This is a genomic window from Isoptericola sp. NPDC055881 (genome assembly GCF_053615895.1).
Genome location: NZ_JBSHCR010000026.1, coordinates 20612 through 39358 on the forward strand (window position 1 = coordinate 20612; position 18747 = coordinate 39358).

17 protein-coding genes and 1 riboswitch are annotated in these 18747 nt (G+C 76.1%); of the genes, 7 read left to right on the top strand and 10 right to left on the bottom strand.

The annotated features are described in order from the left end of the window. Positions 1-110: 110 nt before the first annotated feature. Together ACWGKI_RS10030 and ACWGKI_RS10035 are read right to left on the bottom strand one after the other, a co-directional pair. Positions 111-1880, bottom strand: coding sequence for an ABC transporter ATP-binding protein (locus ACWGKI_RS10030; RefSeq protein WP_380244808.1), 1770 nt, complete (start codon positions 1878-1880; stop codon positions 111-113). Continuing rightward, a complete protein-coding gene (locus ACWGKI_RS10035; RefSeq protein ID WP_452186640.1) occupies positions 1877-3673 on the bottom strand; it encodes an ABC transporter ATP-binding protein in 1797 nt (598 codons plus the stop codon). Before ACWGKI_RS10035 ends, ACWGKI_RS10030 begins: the two co-directional genes overlap by 4 nt. 94 nt (positions 3674-3767) lie before the next feature. On the opposite strand from ACWGKI_RS10035, the gene ACWGKI_RS10040 reads away from it, so the two are divergent. Beyond that, positions 3768-4157: a DUF3817 domain-containing protein gene (locus ACWGKI_RS10040; protein WP_380244809.1), complete on the top strand. Its 390-nt coding sequence runs from the start codon at positions 3768-3770 to the stop codon at positions 4155-4157. After that, positions 4154-5365 carry a ThiF family adenylyltransferase gene (locus ACWGKI_RS10045; protein ID WP_452186642.1) on the top strand — a complete coding sequence of 404 codons (1212 nt, stop codon included), beginning with the start codon at positions 4154-4156 and terminating at the stop codon, positions 5363-5365. Before ACWGKI_RS10040 ends, ACWGKI_RS10045 begins: the two co-directional genes overlap by 4 nt. A 46-nt stretch (positions 5366-5411) precedes the next feature. Here ACWGKI_RS10045 and ACWGKI_RS10050 read toward each other — a convergent pair whose 3' ends face one another. The 3 genes from ACWGKI_RS10050 to thiO form a co-directional block, all read right to left on the bottom strand. Beyond that, complete coding sequence (locus ACWGKI_RS10050; RefSeq protein ID WP_380244811.1) at positions 5412-6242, bottom strand: thiazole synthase; 831 nt, start codon at positions 6240-6242, stop codon at positions 5412-5414. Between the two features lie 9 nt (positions 6243-6251). Beyond that, positions 6252-6485 carry a sulfur carrier protein ThiS gene (thiS, locus tag ACWGKI_RS10055; RefSeq protein WP_452186644.1) on the bottom strand — a complete coding sequence of 78 codons (234 nt, stop codon included), beginning with the start codon at positions 6483-6485 and terminating at the stop codon, positions 6252-6254. Further along, complete coding sequence (gene thiO, locus ACWGKI_RS10060) at positions 6482-7762, bottom strand: glycine oxidase ThiO (protein ID WP_452186646.1); 1281 nt, start codon at positions 7760-7762, stop codon at positions 6482-6484. The genes thiS and thiO overlap by 4 nt, the downstream gene beginning before the upstream one ends. Further along, a riboswitch (TPP riboswitch) is annotated at positions 7754-7856 on the bottom strand. It overlaps the preceding gene by 9 nt. A gap of 22 nt (positions 7857-7878) precedes the next feature. Here thiO and thiE point away from each other — a divergent pair. Then, on the top strand, positions 7879-8553 hold the full coding sequence (gene thiE, locus ACWGKI_RS10065; protein ID WP_452186690.1) for a thiamine phosphate synthase: 675 nt from the start codon (positions 7879-7881) through the stop codon (positions 8551-8553). Between the two features lie 56 nt (positions 8554-8609). Next, positions 8610-10190, top strand: coding sequence for a glutamine-hydrolyzing GMP synthase (gene guaA, locus ACWGKI_RS10070; protein ID WP_452186648.1), 1581 nt, complete (start codon positions 8610-8612; stop codon positions 10188-10190). Between the two features lie 105 nt (positions 10191-10295). Here guaA and ACWGKI_RS10075 read toward each other — a convergent pair whose 3' ends face one another. Then, positions 10296-11468, bottom strand: coding sequence for a glycosyltransferase family 4 protein (locus tag ACWGKI_RS10075; RefSeq protein ID WP_452186650.1), 1173 nt, complete (start codon positions 11466-11468; stop codon positions 10296-10298). A gap of 134 nt (positions 11469-11602) precedes the next feature. On the opposite strand from ACWGKI_RS10075, the gene ACWGKI_RS10080 reads away from it, so the two are divergent. After that, the gene (locus ACWGKI_RS10080; protein ID WP_452186652.1) at positions 11603-12292 is read left to right on the top strand and encodes a hypothetical protein; all 690 of its coding nucleotides are present in this window, start codon (positions 11603-11605) and stop codon (positions 12290-12292) included. Between the two features lie 15 nt (positions 12293-12307). On the opposite strand, the gene ACWGKI_RS10085 is transcribed toward ACWGKI_RS10080, so the two are convergent. Further along, on the bottom strand, positions 12308-13018 hold the full coding sequence (locus ACWGKI_RS10085; protein ID WP_452186654.1) for a hypothetical protein: 711 nt from the start codon (positions 13016-13018) through the stop codon (positions 12308-12310). Next, positions 13015-14544 (bottom strand): PspC domain-containing protein, encoded by a 1530-nt coding sequence (locus tag ACWGKI_RS10090; protein WP_452186656.1) that lies wholly within the window; start codon positions 14542-14544, stop codon positions 13015-13017. The genes ACWGKI_RS10085 and ACWGKI_RS10090 overlap by 4 nt, the downstream gene beginning before the upstream one ends. Positions 14545-14681: 137 nt before the next feature. Here ACWGKI_RS10090 and ACWGKI_RS10095 point away from each other — a divergent pair, with 137 nt between their 5' ends. After that, on the top strand, positions 14682-15962 hold the full coding sequence (locus tag ACWGKI_RS10095; protein ID WP_452186658.1) for an ATP-binding protein: 1281 nt from the start codon (positions 14682-14684) through the stop codon (positions 15960-15962). Beyond that, the gene (locus ACWGKI_RS10100) at positions 15959-16645 is read left to right on the top strand and encodes a LuxR C-terminal-related transcriptional regulator (protein WP_380245115.1); all 687 of its coding nucleotides are present in this window, start codon (positions 15959-15961) and stop codon (positions 16643-16645) included. The genes ACWGKI_RS10095 and ACWGKI_RS10100 overlap by 4 nt, the downstream gene beginning before the upstream one ends. Here ACWGKI_RS10100 and ACWGKI_RS10105 read toward each other — a convergent pair. Together ACWGKI_RS10105 and cobA are read right to left on the bottom strand one after the other, a co-directional pair. Beyond that, the gene (locus ACWGKI_RS10105) at positions 16611-17363 is read right to left on the bottom strand and encodes a sirohydrochlorin chelatase (protein ID WP_452186661.1); all 753 of its coding nucleotides are present in this window, start codon (positions 17361-17363) and stop codon (positions 16611-16613) included. The genes ACWGKI_RS10100 and ACWGKI_RS10105 overlap by 35 nt on opposite strands. Before the next feature lie 56 nt (positions 17364-17419). Then, positions 17420-18742, bottom strand: coding sequence for a uroporphyrinogen-III C-methyltransferase (gene cobA, locus ACWGKI_RS10110; protein ID WP_452186663.1), 1323 nt, complete (start codon positions 18740-18742; stop codon positions 17420-17422). Between the last annotated feature and the right edge of the window lie 5 nt (positions 18743-18747).

The following is an 18747-nucleotide window of genomic DNA, read 5'->3' on the forward strand; positions in this document are numbered from 1 at the left end:
CCCCGGCGCCCTACCCCTCGGCCGCCTGTCTCCCACATCGGGCGTGATTATTTTACCCTCCCCCGCCCGTTTGGGGTATAAATTCAGCACGCACGATGCGGAGGGCAGGGTTACTCGTGCTGCCAGCTGTGCCAGAGCCTGGCGTAGTCCCCGCCGGCGGCCACGAGGTCGTCGTGCGGGCCGATCTCGGTGATGCGGCCACCGTCCACGACGGCGACCCGGTCGGCGTCGTGAGCGGTGTGCAGGCGGTGCGCGATGGCGACCACCGTGCGGCCCGTGAGCACGGCGTTGAGCGACCGCTCGAGGTGGCGGGCGGCGCGCGGGTCCAGCAGCGACGTCGCCTCGTCGAGGACGAGCGTGTGCGGGTCGAGGAGCACCAGCCGCGCGAGCGCGATCTGCTGCGCCTGGGCAGGCGTGAGCGTGTGCCCGCCCGACCCGACGGCCGTCTCGAGCCCGTCGGGCAGCGCGGCAGCCCAGCCGGAGGCGTCGACCGCCCCGAGCGCGCCCCACAGGGCGTCGTCCGTGGCCGTCGTGTCAGCGAGTCGCAGGTTCTCGGCCAGCGACCCGACGAACACGTGGTGCTCCTGCGTCACCAGGGCGACGTGGTGGCGCAGGTCCTCCAGGGGCAGCTCGACGAGCGGCACGTCACCCACGGTGACCGACCCTCCGGTGGGCGGGTGGATGCCCGCGAGCATGCGACCCAGGGTGGACTTGCCCGCGCCGGACGGGCCGACGACGGCCAGCCGTTCGCCCGGGGCCAGGTCGAGGTCGATGCCGTGCAGCACGTCGTGCCCCTCGCGGTACGCGTAGCGCACGGCGCGGGCGCGCACGTCCTCCGACGTCGGGACGGCCGTGCCGGCGGTGCGGTCCGCGCCGACGAGGCCGACACCGACGACGCGGGCCAGCGCGACCGCTGCGACCTGCAGCTCGTCGAGCCAGAACACGAGGTCGAAGACCGGGCCGCCCATCTGGTGCCCGTACATCGCGATCGTGGCGACGGTGCCCACCGTGGTGACGTCCTGCGAGACAAGCCACCCACCCCACAGGACGACGACGATCGGCGCGATCGCGACCGCGGCGTCGAGCGACGGGATGAGCCGCAGCCGCAGACCCAGCGTGTACGACTCGGCGTCGAACGCCTCGCGCAGGTCGCGGTCGATCCGGCGGCGCACGCGCCCGCCCAGGTGCAGCGCGTCGGTGGTGCGGGCGCCCTCGACCGCCTCCGTGATGGAGCCGTTGATGGTGGCGTACGCGGCCGACTCGCGCAGGTAGCCCGGCGTGGCGCGCTTCAGGTACCAGCGGGTGGCCACGACGATCAGCGGGACCCCGGTGAGCAGGCCGATCGCCACCAGCGGGCTCGCGAGGAACGACGCGACGAGGGTCAGCACGATCGTCACGATGCACACGAGCACGCGCGGCACGCCGAACCGCACCGCGTGCTGCAGCTTGTTGACGTCGTTCGTGGTGCGCGCGACGAGGTCGCCGGTGCCGGCCTTCTCCACGGTGGACAGCGGCAGCCGGGTGACGGCGTCCATGAACTCCTCGCGCAGGTCCGCGAAGACCCGCTCGCCGAAGACCATGGACAGCCGCTGCGCGTACCGCGTGATGACGGCCTGGGCCACCACGGCGCCCACGAGCACCAGCGCGAGCGAGTCGACGGCGGCGATCGTGGTGCCGCCGGCAACCTCGTCGATGATCCGGCCCAGCAGGAACGGACCGGCCAGACCGGCGAGCGCGGCGAGGGTGTGCAGCACCGCGACACCGCTGAGCTGGGTGCGGTGGCGCCGGAAGAGGCGGCCCACCGTGCGGTTCACCTCGGCGCGGTCGGCGATCGGGAGCAGGTGGGGGTTGGCCGCGGGTGCGGCGGTGGGGGCGCTCATCGCGCGGCTCCTTCCAGGTCGATCTCGTCGGTCGTCGCGTCCTCGGCGTCCTCGGCGTCCTCGGCCATGCTCCGGCCCACGACGGCGCGGTACGCGGCGCCGTGGGCGTCGCGGCGGGCGAGCAGCTCGGCGTGCGTGCCGGAGGCGGCCACCGCGGCGTCGCCGTCGAGCAGCACGACCTCGTCGACGTGGTCGAGCACCAGCGGGCTCGCGGTGACCACGAGCGTGGTGCGGCCGCGCCGGACCTCGCTGACGCGCTCGGCGATCCGCGCCTCGGTGTGGGCGTCCACCGCGCTGGTGGGCTCCACGAGCACGAGGATCTCCGGCTCCGTGAGCAGGGCGCGCGCCAGCGCGACGCGCTGCCGCTGCCCGCCCGACAGGGAACGGCCCTTCTCGGGCAGCTCGCCGGTGAGGCCGCCGGGCACGCTGTCGAGCACGTCGTGCGCGTCGGCGGTGACCATGGCGGCCAGCAGGTCGGCCTCGGTGGCGCGCCCGCGCGCGTCGAGCGCCTCGCCCAGGACCCCGGAGAACAGGTGCGGTGTCGCCTCGGAGACCACGACGCGGTGGCGCAGGGCCTCCTTGTCGAGGTCGGCCAGCAGCACCCCGCCGAGCCGCACGGGCGTGCCCGCCTCGGCCTCGTCGTCGAGCCGCCCGAGCCGCGTGGCGACCCGTGCCGAGGCGTCCGGATCCGCGCTGACCAGCCCGACCACGCGACCGTCACGCAGCACCAGGCCGCTGGCCTCGTCGACCAGCTCGGCGCCCGCGGGCGGCGCGTCGGCGGGCGTCCCGGCGGACGGCGTCGCCTCGGTGACCCGCAGCACGTCGAGGATCTTGCGCGAGGAGATCACGGCCCGGATGACCATCTGCAGCATCTGGGTGGCCATCTGCACCGGCCAGGCGAGGAACGCGGCGTAGCCGTAGAAGGTGACGAGCTGGCCGCTGGTGATCTCGCCCCGCACGGCGGCGCGCGCACCGAGCCACAGCACGAGGGCGGCCAGCAGGCCGGGCAGCAGCACCTGGAGGCCGTCCAGCACCGACTGCAGCACCGCGACGCGCACGCCCTGCTGGCGCACCTCCTGCGACTGGCGCGCGTAGCGGGCGGCGAACTCGTCCTCGCCGCCGATGCCGCGCAGGATGCGCAGGCCCGAGACGGTGTCCGCGCCGAGCGACGTGAGCCGACCGGTCGCCTCGCGCTGCGTCGTCTGGCGCGACTGCAGCGGCTTGACCAGGAGGCCGAGCACGAGGGCGACCGCGGGGATGCCGAGCGCCAGGACGAGCCCGAGCTGCACGTGCTGGGACAGCATGATCGCCACGACCACGACGTACGCGATGACCCCGCCGGTGAAGCGGCCCGCCATGGAGAACATGTCGCCGACGCGCAGGGCGTCGTTCGCGACGGCGGACACGACCTCGCCGGTGGGGAGCTTGCGCGTGATCGCGTGGCCGGCGCGCGAGGCCTTGTACCCGACGAGCTGCGAGAACGACAGGGACGCCCGCACCCAGTTCTCGACGTCCCAGACGTGGTTGAAGATGCCGGCGACGACGATCACCAGGGCGGCGCCGAGCATCGCGCCGCACCACAGGAACAAGGGTGCGCCGAAGCCCTGCGACAGGCCCTCGTCGATGGCACGGCCGATCAGGAGCGGGGCCGCGGCCGACGCCAGCATGGCCACGACGCCCGCCACCAGGGACTTCGACAGCACGTCGCGCTGCCGCCAGCCCTGCCAGGCCAGGAGCCGGGCGGGGGACGACAGGGGAGGGTTGCCGACGTCGGGAAGAGGGAGGGGGCGCACGAGGATCAACCCTACGGACGCCGTCCGACACCGGGCGACGGATTTAACAGGGTCCGCGGTCCGCCGCGCCCCCGACCCCGCCTACGATGCTGGGGTGAGCACGCCGCAGCAGACCCCCACCGCCAGCCAGGCCGAGACCGCCATCCGCAAGGCCCGCGGGGCCCTGTCGCGCTACCGCTTCATGGCGATCCTCACCGGTGCGATGCTGCTGGTGCTGTGCGTCGAGCTCTTCTTCAAGTACGTGATCGAGGTCGGCGTCGTCGTCGACTACCTGGGCTGGGTCCCGTTCGCGCACGGCTGGATCTACGTGGTGTACCTCGTCACGGTCCTCGACCTCTGGTCCAAGATGCGCTGGGGCTTCGGCCGGCTCGCGGCGATGGTCTTCGCCGGCGTCGTGCCGGTGATGTCGTTCATCCTCGAGAAGCGCGTGCACGGGGACGCCGACGCGAAGCTGGCTGCGCTCGCGGAGCGGTACTCGGCATGACGTCGCTCGCCCCGCTGGTCGCGCCCGGCCCGGCGCTCGACGCCGCGCGGCTCGCCCGGTACGCCCGGCACCTGCCGCTCCCGGGGGTCGGCGCGGAGGGGCAGCGGCGGCTGGCGGCGGCGCGCGTGCTGGTCGTGGGCGCCGGGGGGCTGGGCAGCCCGGCCCTGCAGTACCTCGCGGCCGCCGGGGTGGGCACGGTCGGCGTCGTGGACGACGACGTCGTGGACGTCTCCAACCTGCAGCGCCAGGTGGTGCACGGCACCGCCGACGTGGGCCGGCCCAAGGTCGAGTCCGCCCGGGACCGCCTCGCGGACCTCGCCCCGGACGTCGACGTCGTCGCCCACGCCGAGCGGCTGACCCCGGAGAACGTGCTCGGGATCCTGCGCGGCTACGACCTCGTGCTCGACGGTGCGGACAACTTCCCGACGCGCTACCTCGTGTCCGACGCCGCGGAGATCCTGGGCGTGCCCGTCGTGTGGGGCGCCATCCACCAGTTCGACGGCCAGGTGAGCGTCTTCTGGGGCGCACCGCGCCTCGCCGACGGCACGCGCGAGCGCGGAGCGACCTACCGCGACGTCTTCCCCGTCCCGCCACCGCCCGGCACCGTGCCCGACTGCGCCACGGGGGGCGTCCTGGGCGCGCTGTGCGGCACGGTCGGCTCGGTCATGGCCACCGAGGCGGTCAAGCTGATCACCGGCGCCGGCACCACCCTCCTCGGCCGCATCGCGGTCTACGACGCCCTGGACCTCACCTGGCGCCAGCTCGCCGTCCGCCCGGACCCGACCCGTGCGCCCGTCGCCGCGCTGCTCGCCGACGACGACGCGTACGCCGCCTTCTGCGGCCTGCCCGCGTCGGCGGCGCGCCCGGCCGGAGGCACGGCCGTCCTGGGACCGGCCAGCGTCACCGCGCGCGACGCCGCCGCGCTGCTCGCGGGCGGCGAGCCCGTGACCCTCGTCGACGTGCGCGAGGACTGGGAGGCCCAGGCGCTGCCCGTCGCGGGGTCGCGCCTCGTGCCGAGCGGCAGGTTCCTCGGGCCCGACGGCGCGGCCGCGGTGCGCGCGGAGCTGCCGACCGACCGTCCTGTCCTGCTGGTGTGCGCGGCCGGCGCGCGCTCGGCACGCGTGGCCGACGTCGCCCGGGCCGCCGGCGTCGACGCCCGGTCCGTGGAGGGCGGCGCCCCCGCGCTCCTCCTCGCCGCGGCGCGATAGGCGCGGGCCGCGCCGCGCCGAGAGAGTTTCGGGCGCGGCCTCGCGGTCAGAGGGCCAGGTCGAGCCGACCGTCGGGAGAGGAGCTGGCCAGGGCTCCTTCGCGGCGAGGGATGCGCCCCGCACCGGCGGCGAGCCGCCCGGCCTGGACGGCGAGGCGCATCGCGTGCGCCATCCGGACCGGGTCGGCGGCGCGCGTGACGGCGGTGGCGAGCAGCACACCGTCGCAGCCGAGCTCCATGGCGAGCGCGGCGTCCGAGGCCGTGCCGACCCCCGCGTCGAGGATGACGGGGACGTGCGCGGCGGCGGCGATCGCCTCGATGTTGCGCGGGTTGAGCACCCCCAGCCCGGTCCCGATGGGCGCGCCGAGGGGCATGACGGCCGCGCAGCCCACGTCCTCCAGGCGTCGGGCGAGGATCGGGTCGTCGTTCGTGTAGGGCAGCACGACGAACCCGTCGCGCACCAGCCTGTCCGCCGCCTCGACCAGGCCGATCGGGTCGGGCAGGAGGGTGACGTCGTCGGCGATCACCTCGAGCTTGACCCAGGCTGTGCCGCACGCCTCGCGCGCGAGCTGCGCGGTCAGCACCGCCTCCTGGACGGAGAAGCAGCCCGCCGTGTTGGGCAGGGCGCGGATGCCGAGCCGTCCCAGGAGGCCCCAGATGCCGCCGTCCTCCTGGCCGGCTCCGCCCGGCCGGACGGCGACGCGGCGCATGGCGACCGTGGTGAGGCCGGTGCCCGACGCGACCAGCGCGTCCTCGAGCGTGAGGAGGTTGGCGGCCCCGCCCGTGCCCATGACCAGGCGGGAACCGACCTCCGTGCCGGCGACCACCAGCGGGTCGTGCACGAGGCTCGTGGCGGGCGTGGGGTGCGTGCTGGTCATGGTTCCTCCTCAGCCGCCCTGGACGGCGGTGACGATCTCGACCCGGTCGCCGGGCGCGATGCGGGTGGCGGCCCACAGGCCGCGGGGCACGACGGCGTCGTTGACGGCGACGGCGATCCCCTGCGCGACGCCGTCGGCCACGAACGCAGGGACGAGCGCGGCGACGACGCCCTCCAGACCGTCGCCATCCGCCCCGGGTAGGGGGTAGGTCGCGCCGTTCACGACGGCGGTGGGGGTGCTCATGCGGGGGCTCCTCGGGTCGCGAAGCGGAGGGGGTCGGCCGTCGCAAGCGCGGCGGCGGCCGGTCCTGGGTCAGTGGGATCGGTGGGGTCGGTGGGGTCGGTGAGGTCGGTGAGCGCGGCGAGGACGGCGTCCGCGGTCAGCGGCGCGAGCAGCACGCCGTTGCGCCCGTGCCCGACGGCGGCCAGCAGGCCCGGTGCTGCGGTCGGGCCCACCAGCGGCAGGTTGTCGGGGGTGACCGGGCGGGCGCGCGGCGTGACCTCGACGAGGGCGGCCTCGTCGATCCCGGGCACGAGGGCGCGCGCGTCGCGCAGGAGGGCGAACACCCCGCCGGCCTCGGCGCGCCGGTCGTCGGGGCGCTCCTCGGTGGTGGCGCCGACGACGATCTCGCGGTGGTCCGGTCCGCTGCCCGCTCCTGCGCCGGTCCCCGCGGCACGCGGGACGACGTACACCGGCCGGCCCTGCACGGTCCCGCGCACGACGTGCTCGAGCGCCAGGCCAGGCCCGGCGTCCAGCCGCAGGGTGATCCCCTTGACGGGCCGGACGGGCAGCCGCACCTGCGGCAGCCCGTCGAGCAGCGCGCCGGTGGCCGTCGCGCCCGTGGCGAGCACGACCGCGCCCGCGGCGTGCCGCCTGCCGGCGTCGTCGTGCACCGCCACGACGCGGCCGGTGGGGGATCGTTCGAGCCGGACGGCGGCCTGCCGGACCACCGTGCCGCCCGCTGCGCCGTCGAGCGGGGCACCGAGCGGGGCACCGCGCGCAACATCGAGCGCAGCAACGAGCGCCGCGTGCGCCCCGCGCGGGTCGACGGCGAGGTCGCCCTCGACGACCGCCGCCCCCGCGAGCCGCGGGCCGAGGTACGGCTCGCGGCGGCGCGCGTCGGCGGCGGAGATCTCCTCGGAGGCCAGCCCCCAGGCGCGGTGCAGGGCCAGGGCGCGACGCAGGAGGGCGAGGTCGTCGGCGTCGTACGCGACGGCGAGCGAGCCGGCCCGCAGGAGGGGGACGTCGCGGCCGCTCGCCGCGGCGAGGCCGGCGGCGAAGGAGGGCCAGCGTGCCGCCGCCGCGAGGTTGAGGCGGGCGAGCTCCCGCTCGCCGAAGTCCGCCTCGTTGACGGCGGCGAGCATCCCCGCGGCGGCGCGGCTGGCGCCGTCGCCGGGGGCGGGGTCGAGGACGGTGACGGTGAGCCCGGCCGCCGCGGCGCGCCACGCGACGGCGAGCCCGACGATGCCGCCGCCGACGACGACGACGTCGCGGGCGGGCGGACGTGCAGAGGTGGGCATGGGTGCGCTCCCTTCGCTGGCATGACCCAGATCAGGTTCGACGGTCGGCTCCTACGCCCTCTCAGCCCCGTCCGGGGCTCCCGTGCGCGGCCACTGTAGCGCGGGCCGTGGTTACCCTGACCGGCGTGACCACGACCAGCGCCGCCCCGGGCACGACGCGTGCCCGCCTCGCCGCCGCCCGCCTGTACCTGTGCACCGACGCCCGGGAGGACCGCGGGGACCTCGAGGACTTCCTCCACGCGGCGCTCGCCGGCGGGGTGGACGTGGTGCAGCTGCGGGACAGGTCGCTCGACGTGGTCCGTGAGCTCGAGCTGCAGGAGCTCGTGGCCCGCGTCGCCGCGGAGCACGGCGCGCTGTGGGCGGTCAACGACCGGGCGGACGTGGCCGGCCTGACCGGGGCGCCCGTGGTGCACACGGGTCAGCGGGACCTGCCGGTCCCCGCGCTCCGCTCGCTGCTGGGGCCGGCGCCCGCGCTGGGTCGTTCGACGCACTCGGCCGCCCAGGCGGCCGCGGCGGAGGCGGACCCGGACGTCGACTACTTCTGCGTCGGCCCGCTCTGGGCGACGCCCACCAAGCCCGGCCGCGCGGCGGTGGGGCTCGACCTGCTGCGCGAGGTCGCCGCGACCCGGCCCACCACGCCGTGGTTCGCGATCGGCGGGGTGGACGGCGAGCGGCTGGGCGCCGTGCTGGACGCCGGGGCGACTCGCGTCGTCGTCGTGCGGGCGATCACGCAGGCGCCGGACCCGGAGCGCGCGGCGCGCGAGCTGCGCGAGCGGCTGGGCGCGGGGTGACCTACCCGACGCAGGCAGCGGGCCGGGGGTCCGCGGGGCGCGGATAGGATGACCCGGTGACGTCTCCCGCCACCGACTCCCTCCGCCCGGTCCTGGTCGTCGACTTCGGCGCCCAGTACGCCCAGCTCATCGCGCGCCGCGTGCGCGAGGCGAGCGTCTACTCCGAGATCGTGCCCCACACGGCCACGGTCGAGCAGATGCTCGCCAAGGACCCGGCCGCGATCATCCTCTCGGGCGGCCCGTCGTCGGTGTACGCCACGGGCGCGCCGTTCGTCGACCCGGCCCTGTTCGAGGCCGGCGTCCCGGTGCTGGGCATCTGCTACGGCTTCCAGGCGATGGCGCAGGCCCTCGGCGGCGAGGTCGCCCAGACGGGGCAGCGCGAGTACGGCGGCACCGAGGTCGAGGTGAGCGACGCGGGCGTCCTGCTCGCCGGCACGCCGGACCACCAGACCGCCTGGATGAGCCACGGCGACTCCGTGCACGCCGCGCCCGAGGGCTTCGACGTGCTCGCGACGTCCTCCGGCTCGCCCGTCGCAGCGTTCGAGGACACGGACCGGCGCCTGTACGGCGTGCAGTGGCACCCCGAGGTCAAGCACTCGGCCCACGGACAGGCCGTCCTGGAGCGCTTCCTGTACGAGGGCGCCGGGCTGAAGGCCGACTGGACGCCGGGCAACGTCATCGCCGACCAGGTGGCCGCGATCCGCGCGCAGATCGGCGACGCCCGCGTGATCTGCGCTCTCTCCGGCGGCGTGGACTCCGCCGTCGCGGCCGCGCTCGTGCAGCGTGCCGTGGGCGACCAGCTCACCTGCGTGCACGTGGACCACGGCCTCATGCGCGAGGGCGAGGTGGAGCAGATCGAGAACGACTTCGTCGCCTCGACCGGCGTGAACCTCGTCATCCGCGACGAGAAGGAGCGGTTCCTGTCCGCCCTCGACGGCGTGCGCGACCCGGAGACGAAGCGCAAGATCATCGGCCGCGAGTTCATCCGCGTCTTCGAGGACGCGCAGCGCGACATCGTCGCGGAGGCGGGGGCGCACGGCGAGCAGGTCAAGTTCCTCGTCCAGGGCACGCTGTACCCGGATGTCGTGGAGTCGGGCGGCGGCGAGGGCGCGGCGAACATCAAGAGCCACCACAACGTGGGCGGCCTGCCGGACGACCTGCATTTCGAGCTCGTCGAGCCGCTGCGCACGCTGTTCAAGGACGAGGTCCGCGCGGTGGGCCGCGAGCTCGGCGTGCCGGAGGAGATCGTCTCCCGCCAGCCGTTCCCGGGCCCGGGCCTGGGCATCCGCATCGTCGGCGAGGTCACGGCCGAGCGCCTGGACACGCTGCGCCGGGCGGACGCCATCGCCCGCGAGGAGCTCACCAAGGCCGGCCTGGACGGCGAGATCTGGCAGTGCCCCGTGGTGCTGCTGGCCGACGTCCGGTCCGTCGGCGTGCAGGGCGACGGCCGCACCTACGGTCACCCGATCGTGCTGCGCCCGGTGTCCTCCGAGGACGCCATGACGGCCGACTGGACGCGCCTGCCCTACGACGTCCTGTCCGTCATCTCCACCCGCATCACCAACGAGGTCCCCGAGGTCAACCGCGTCGTGCTCGACGTGACGAGCAAGCCGCCGGGCACCATCGAGTGGGAGTGACGTCCCGCGGCCCCGCTTCCCGACAGGGGAGCGGGGCCGCGGTCGTCTCACCCGGTGATCGTGCCCGGTGATCGTGCCCTGTGAGCGTGCTCGGTGCGCGTTCGGTCAGCGCGCGATCGCCGCGGCCCGCCGGTAGGCCGCCTCGACGTCGGCGAGCACGCGGGGCCACGAGGTGGCGAGCTCGGCCGAACGGTTGTGCGCGATCATCGCGTCCAGCAGGGCGGGCTCGTCGGCGAGGCGCACGAGGGCGTCCGCCAGCGCGTCGTCGTCGTCCACGAGCAGCGCGTCGCGACCGTCGACGAGGCGCTCCGCCACGCCGGACTGCGACCTGCTGACGACCGCCAGGCCGGCGGCCTGCGCCTCCAGGGCGGCGATGCCGAACGCGTCCTGCACCGCCGGGGCGACGAACACGTCGGACCGCACGTACAGCCGCTTGAGCTCGGTGGGGCTGAGCCGGCCCACGAGGCGGACGACGTCCGTCAGCCCGTGCTCGCGCACCCAGCGCCGCGCCTCGTCGAGCTGCGGACCGTCGCCGCCGACGGTGGCCACGAGCCGGCCGGGCGCCCGCTCGACCGCCGCCGCGACCGCCGCCAGCATGGGCAGCACCCGCTTGCGCGGCGCGAACCGCGTGGCCGACACGACGTGCACCTCACGACCCTCCGCCCGGTCGCCGCGCTCGACGCGCGGCAGGCGCCAGGCGTCGACGTCGATCCCGTTGCCCAGCACGGACACCCGCTCCGCCGCGGCGTCGGCGCCCAGGCGGCGACCGACCACCCGGCGCAAGGGCGCTGCCGTCAGCTCGCTCACCGCCGACCACTGCACGGGCCAGGCGGCCCACCCCGTCACCCGGTCGAGCGCGGCGAACGCGCGCTCCCACCCGCCCCAGACCGAGTGCACCGTCAGGAGCACGGGGTACCCGGCGCGCGCGAGCGGGCGGATGGCCAGCTCGACCGTCGGGGCGAGCACCCCCATGTGCAGGTGCACGACGTCCGGACGGCGACCGTCGGCCTCGAGCGCTCGCAGCCGCGCCAGGACGTGCCGCGTGGAGCGCGGGTGGACCGGGTACCCGCCGGGCACGCGTGCCGCGACGCGGTGGACGACGACGCCGTCGTCGTCCGGCGCGGTGGTGATGCCGTGCGAGCCCGGGCGGGCGGGGGTGGTGGTGATCACCTCGACGTCGTGGCCCGCCTCCGCCTGCCGGTGGGCGAGCCGGGCGACCTGGGTCTCGATGCCGCCCAGGAGCGGGAGGTAGGAGTCGGAGACGTGGACGATGCGCACCGGGTCATCCTGCCATCGGGACCCGCGGGCGGACCTGCGGGTTCGCCGCGACGGAGCCGTGCTGCGGCGCTACCGTTCGAGGAGCGGTACCTCGTGCGCCACCAGCGCTGCCCACCTCAAGGAGAAGGTGCGACATGTCGAGCACTGTCACCGTCCATCCGGCCAAAGGCGTCCGCGGGATCGGGATGATCACCCTGATCGCCGGCATCATCATGATCATCGCGGGCCTCGGGGTGTGGGTCGTCGTGTCCCAGACCCTCTCCTCCGAGGAGATCACGGTCTCCGAGGACGCCTCGATGTTCGCCGGACAGCACGTCGCCGGTCCGTTCACCGCCTACGCGCAGGCGGAGGTCATCGACAAGCACGCGACCGAGATGGCGGACGGCAAGACGTACGCCCAGCTCGACCAGGACGACCCGGTCCGGGACAGCGTGATGGACGCGTCGTTCCTGCGGGCCTCGCTGTTCACGTCCGTGGTGGCGTTCGGCGTCTGCGCGCTGGTGATCGGCCTGGGCATCGTGTTCATCCTGCTCGGGAGCGCGCTGCGCAGGCTCGCCGGGGGGCCGCAGGTCCAGGTGGACACACCGTCGCTCACGTCGTCGGGCGACCTGTCCCACCCCGCGTCGACGCACCGGGCGGACCCGGTGCAGCCCGCGGAGCCGGTGGAGCCGACTCGTCCGGCCCCGCCCGCCGCCCCGCCGGAGCGGCCGAGCACCCGCACGCCGGCCGAGGAACCGCCGGCCGAGGGCCGGACGACCGAGCTGCCGGCGTCGCGGCCCCCGGAGGCTCCGCCCGCCGGCGGCACGGGCTCGCCGTCGGCGTGACGTCCGGTCCCGCGGTCAGCGGGGCACGGGCGCCCGGCGCCGGCGCCGCACCGCGCTGACCACGGAGCCGACGACCAGGAGCACGCCCGCCGCCGCGAGCAGCACGATCGCGGCCAGCTCGACGTCGATCTGCCGGCCCGCGCCGTTGGCGACCAGGCCCGCGCCGAACGCGACCACGAGGAAGCCCCACACGATCGTGCTCGCCCGCGGGCCGGCGCTCGGGGCGTCCTCGACGCGCTCGTCCGTGACCGGCGCCTTCGCGGGGCGCTCGGGCGACACGGGCGGCTCGGCGGATGACGATGGCCCGGCGTAGGCCTGACCCGTGTACGCCTGCCCCGTGTAGCCCTGTCCGGTGTAGGCCTGCCCCGTGTAGGCCTGACCCGTGTAGTCCTTTCCGGTGTAGCCCTGCCCCGTGGTGTCAGACGGCGTGGCGTGCTCCGGCGGCTCCGGCGTGGGCTGCGCCTCCGCGGGGTGGTCGGGCTGATCGAAGACCGACAGCGGGTCGTCGGGGCCGGCCACAGGCAGCGCGCGCGTGGGGTCCGGCGTCGGGAACGCCTGGGTCTCGTCGGCGGCGGGCATGGCCTGCGTCTCGTCGGCGGCGGGCATGGCCTGCGTCTCGTCGGCGGCGGGCAGGGCCTGCGTCTCGTCGGCGGCGGGCAGCGCCTGCGTGTCGTCCGCCCGCTCGTCGGGCCCGGGCAGGGGCGTGGTGGGCTTGTCGTCGCTCATCGGGACTCCTCGATGGTCAGGTCGCCGGCGCGGACGTCGACGTCGAGCAGGAGGCGGGCGCCGTCCCCCTCGTGCACCTCGTCGGTGCTGAACCGTGCCGGGCCGTTGGTGTACGTGTTGACGGAGCTGTCCTGACCGTCGGCGCGCCAGGTGGCGTTGCCGGCGATGACCTCGATGTCGGCCTCGACGGCCTGGTCCGCGGGGATCAGCACCTGGGTGCTGCCGGCGGCCATGGAGATCGGCACGACGACGGGGTCGCCGGGCGTCACGCCGCTGAGGTCCAGCTCGGTGAGGTCGACGACGGCGCTGCCGAAGCGCACGCGCACGCCGTCCTGGGCCTCCTCGATCGAGCGCGGGGTGACCGTGCCCTCGCTGATGACGGCGGCACCCGAGCTCTGCGGCCCCTCGTCCCAGAAGTCCCACGAGTCCCGACCACCGGCGAACGGCCAGGTGATCACCCCGGCGATCACGGCGAGGATCGCGAGGAACGTCAGCGTGCCGCCGCGTCGGCCGCGCAGGCCGGTGACGACGAGCCCGAGGCCGAGCACGACGATCGAGGCGCCGAGCCACGTGGGGCCGAGGGGGAGACCGAGGTCGCCCGCGCGGTCCACGACGAGCAGGAACGCGCCCCCGAGCAGGATGAGGCCGAGGACGATCCCCACGGCGCCCGCGCCCGGGCCGCGCCGGACGGGCCGCGGAGGCCGCGGGGGCCGCGCCGGGGAGATCGGCGTCGGGGAGAGCGTCGCGGGCGTGGGCGGAGCAGGGGCGGGCGTGGGGAGCGGCGCGGGCGCGGCGAGGTACGGCGCGGGCGTGGGGAGCGGCGCGGGCGCGGCGAGGTACGGCGCGGGCGGCGCGGGGGTGAAGGACTCCGTCGGCACGCCACCGGAGGACGGTGCGGCCGAGGGCGACGTCGCCGGGGAGGACGGCGTGGACGGCGTGGACGGCGCCGACGGCGTGTACGGCGTGTACGGCGTGTACGGCGGGTAGGGGGTGGGCGGCACGTTCGGTCCGCCGTCCCGCGGCTTGCGGTCGCGGATCAGCTTGACGACGAGCCAGATGATCGCCACCCAGACGCCTGCCCAGACGACGAAGCCGAGCCAGTCGAAGATGCCGTGACCCCACGACCAGAGGCCGTCGCCCCAGGCGAACCCGACGATCAGCGCCACGACCGCACCCAGCAGGGCCACGTCGAAGTCGCCGCGGATCGCCTGCTGCAGGTGGATCCGGCCGTCCCGCTCGGGCAGCAGGGCCCATGCGACCGCGTACACGACGATGCCGGCGCCGGTGAGGAAGAAGCTGAGGATCAGCAGCCCGCGGACGAGCAGGGGGTCGAGCCCGAACCGTTCCGCCACGCCGCCGGCGACGCCGCCGAGCCACCGGTCGTCGGACCGGGCGACGCCGAGCCGGCGGATGGAGTCGAAGAAGCCGTCGCCGCTGCGGCGGGGCGGGACGGGGTCGCCCACGGCGGGGGCGCCGCCTGCGCCGGGCTGGGGCCCGGGCGGCTGGGGGAGGTCGTCGGTGCTCATGGCTCCATCCTGACGAGCGCGGCGGCTGCGCGGCATCGGGTGCTGCCCTGACACGACCCTGAATCGCCGGGGTCCGGCACCCTGAAACCTGGGGACAGCGGGTCCGGGGGCGCCCCTGACGTGCCAGGATCGGGAGCGTGACCACCGAACGCCCCTCGCGCCTCCCGCTGCGCCGGCCCCCGCAGGGCCGGTTCGTCGGCGGCGTCGCCGCGGGCCTCGCCGCGCACCTCGGACTGCCGGTCCTGCTCGTGCGGCTCACGTTCGTCTTCCTCGCCTTCGCGGGCGGGGCGGGCGCGGTCGCGTACGCCTTCTGGTGGGTGACCGTGCCGTCGGGCGACCCGCGGCAGGCCGCCGACGCCACGCCCACGGCGCTGCAACGGCTCGCGCCGCGGCTGCGGCTGCAGGGCCCGGTCGCGTCGTTGCCGGTGCGTGACGTCCTCATCGGGGCGGCGCTCATCGCGGGTGCGTTCGTCCTCGTCGCGGTCCGGGCGGGCTGGGACGTCGGCGCCTCGTGGGTGCTGCCCGCGCTGGTCGCCGTCGGCGGCCTCGCGCTCGCCTGGAGCCAGCTCGACGCCGCGCAGCGTGGGCTCCTCACGGACAGCCGGGGCGGCACCCGCCGCTCGACCCTGGTGCTGCGGCTCGGCGCCGGTGTCGTCCTCGTCATGGTCGGCGTGCTCCTGCTCATCGGTCAGGACGCGCCGGTGCCGGTGCTGCTGCAGGCGGGTGCGGCGTCGCTCGCGGTGCTGGCGGGCGCGGCCCTCATGCTGGCACCGTGGTGGCTGCGGCTGGTGCGCGAGCTGGGCGACGAGCGTGCGGCCCGCGCGCGGGAGGCCGAGCGCGCCGACATCGCGGCCCACCTGCACGACTCGGTGCTCCAGACGCTCGCACTCATCCGCTCCCGGGCCGACGACCCGGAGGCCGTGTCGCGCATGGCCCGCGCCCAGGAGCGCGAGCTGCGCGAGTGGCTGTACACCGACCGCACCGCCCCGGGCACGTCGCTCGCGGCCGAGCTGCGCGCCCTGGTGGCCGAGGTGGAGGACGGCCGCGCCGTCGAGGTCGAGTCCGTGATGGTGGGCGACTGCGTCCCCACGGAGGAGACGTCGGCCCTGCTCCAGGCCTCCCGCGAGGCGCTGGTGAACGCCGTCGCGCACGGGCGCCCGCCCGTGACCGTCTACCTGGAGGTGACGGACGGAGCGGTCGAGGTGTTCGTGCGCGACCGTGGCGACGGCTTCCAGATGGACGACATCGCGCCGGACCGTTTCGGCGTGCGCGAGTCCATCCTCGGGCGCGTGCACCGGCGTGGCGGCACGGCCGACGTGACGAGCCGACCAGGCTGGGGCACGGAGGTGCGGCTGCGCATGCCGAGGGTCCCGACGAGCCCCGCCAGCCAGACCATCGACGAAGGAGCACGCACGTGACCACGACGCCCGACGCCCGCGAGCAGCCGACCGCCCCTGTGCCGGTCGTCCTCGTCGACGACCACCACATGTTCCGTACCGGCGTGCGCGCGAGCCTGGACGGCCGGGTGGACGTGGTCGGCGAGGCGGCGGACGTCGACCAGGCCGTCGCCGTCGTGCACGAGCTCCGGCCCCCCGTGGTGCTGCTCGACGTGCACCTGCCGGGCGGGAACGGCGGGGGCGGCGCCGAGGTGGTCCGGCGCTGCGCCGACCTCCTGGGCGAGACGAAGTTCCTCGCGCTGTCGGTCTCCGACGCCGCCGAGGACGTCGTGGCCGTCATCCGCGCGGGGGCGCGCGGCTACGTCACGAAGAACATCTCCGCGTCCGACCTGTCCGGCGCGGTCGTGCGCGTGGCCGGCGGCGACGCGGTGTTCTCGCCGCGGCTGGCCGGCTTCGTGCTCGACGCGTTCGGCACCGCGGCGGGCGACGTCGCCGTGGCGGACGACGAGCTCGACCGGCTGTCCAAGCGGGAGCAGGAGGTGATGCGGCTCATCGCGCGCGGGTACTCCTACCGCGAGGTCGCGAGCGAGCTGTTCATCTCCATCAAGACGGTCGAGACCCACGTGTCCGCCGTGCTGCGCAAGCTGCAGCTGTCCAGCCGGTACGAGCTCACGCGCTGGGCCGCGGCGCGCCGGCTGCTGTGAGGTACCGGTCCACGACGACGTCCACCAGCTCCTCGCGCGGCTCCGCGCCCGCCACCAGCAGCGGCGCGGTCGCGACGTCGCCGCCCGCGCGGGCGGCGAGGTCGGCGAAGAACCCGGGGGCGAGCAGGTAGGTCGCGACGACGACGCGGCCGCCCGGGCCGGCGGTGGCACGTGCCGCGGCGACGGCCTCGGCCACCCGCGGGACGGCGTTGGCGATGTACCCGACGGTCACGGGCCGCCCGAGGCGGTCCCCGAGCCGGCCGGCCGTGGTCTCGCAGTCGGTGACGGCGCGCGCGTCGCTCGACCCGGCGGCGGCGATCACCACGGTGTCGTCGTCGCGCAGGCCGACCTCGCCCAGGCGCCGCTCGAGCACGTCGACCAGGCGGTCGTCCGGGCCGAGCGCGCCGCCGAGGCAGACGTCGTCCCCGGCGGCGACGGCGGCGTCGACGTCCTCGCGCAGGTCGACGTGCACGTGGTAGCCCGCCGACAGCAGCAGCGGTACGACCACCGTCGACGCGGTGGACGCGTCGGCGCGCAGCTCGGCGAGGCAGGTCGGCACGTCCGGCTGCTGCACGTCGACGAAGCCGGCGTGCACGGCCACGTCGGGGCGGCGTGCGGCCACCGCGTCCACCAGGGCCGTGACGGCCATCGCGCCGGTGGCCGAGGCCGTCCCGTGCGAGATCGCGAGGAGGGCGGGCGGGGTCGCTGTCTCCGGCATGCGGGCGACGTTACGCGCCGCGTCGTTCGCGGCGGTTGCGTGCGCGTGAACCACCGTCACGACGACCTCACGGCGGACGCGGCCGGGGCGTGAGCGGTCCGCCGGCGCGGCGCCGCGCCGTCCCAGGCCGGGCTGCGCCGGACCACGTCGCCCACGACGGTCACCGCGGGCGCCTGCACACCGACGGCGGCGGCCCGCTCGGCGATGTCCGCGAGCGTGCCCACCGTGGTGCGCTGACGCGGGCCGAACCCGTCCTCGACGACGGCCGTGGGCGTGTCCGCGGGGCGACCGGCCGCGACCAGCGCGGCGGCGGTCTCGGCCAGGCGGGTGACGCCCATCAGCAGCACGAGGGTGTGGTCGGTGCCGCCGGGCACCTGCCCGACGTCCTCGTGGCCGGTGAGGACGCTGAACCCGCGCGCCAGGCCGCGGTGGGTGACGGGAATGCCGGCGGCGGCGGGGACCGACACCGCGGAGGTCACCCCGGGCACCACCTCCACCTCGATCCCGGCGGCGCGGCAGGCGTCCAGCTCCTCGCCGCCGCGGCCGAAGACGTAGGGGTCGCCGCCCTTGAGGCGCACGACGTCCCGTCCGGCGAGCGCGTGCTCCACGAGGAGGGCGGAGATCTCGTCCTGCGGCACCGGGTGGTGGCCCGACGTCTTGCCGACGTCGACCACCTCGACCTCGTCGTCCAGCCCGGCGAGGAGGGAGCGCGGGGCGAGGCGGTCGACCACGACGACGTCCGCCGACGCGAGCAGCCGGCGGCCGCGCACGGTGACGAGCCCGGCGTCGCCGGGCCCGCCCCCGACGAGGGCGACCCGGCCACGGCGGGACGGGGCGCCGTCCGCGGTCGGCTCCGCCACGGGCCGCACGGCGCGCAGCGGCAGGCTGCCGTCGTCGAGCCCGGCGGCGACGGCGTCGCGGACGCGCACCGCACGGCGCGGGTCGCGCGCCGCGGTGACGGCGACCGTGAGGTCGCCCGCCGGCCGGCCCGCGGCGTCGGTGACCGGCGTGCGTGCGACCGCCGGCACCCAGGCGCTGCCGAGCCCGGCGTCCCCGGCCGTGACGCAGAACGTGCGCAGCAGCTCCGCGTCGCCCGCCACGCGTGCGTCGACGTCGGGGTCCCCGGTCGCGGTGTGCACCAGCCAGGCGCCGTCGAGGTCGCCGTCGCAGTAGCCGCGCGTGACGCGCTCGACCGCGCCGGCCGCGACCAGCGCCGCCAGCTCGGGCACCACGTCGGGCGCGATCACCCGCACGCGGGCTCCCGCGGCGAGCAGCCCTCGCGCGCGCCGGAGCGCGACGGGGCCGCCGCCCACCACGATGACGAGCCGGCCGGCGACGCGCAGGCCGAGCGGGTAGGTGTCGTGCACGGGACTCACCATCCTCC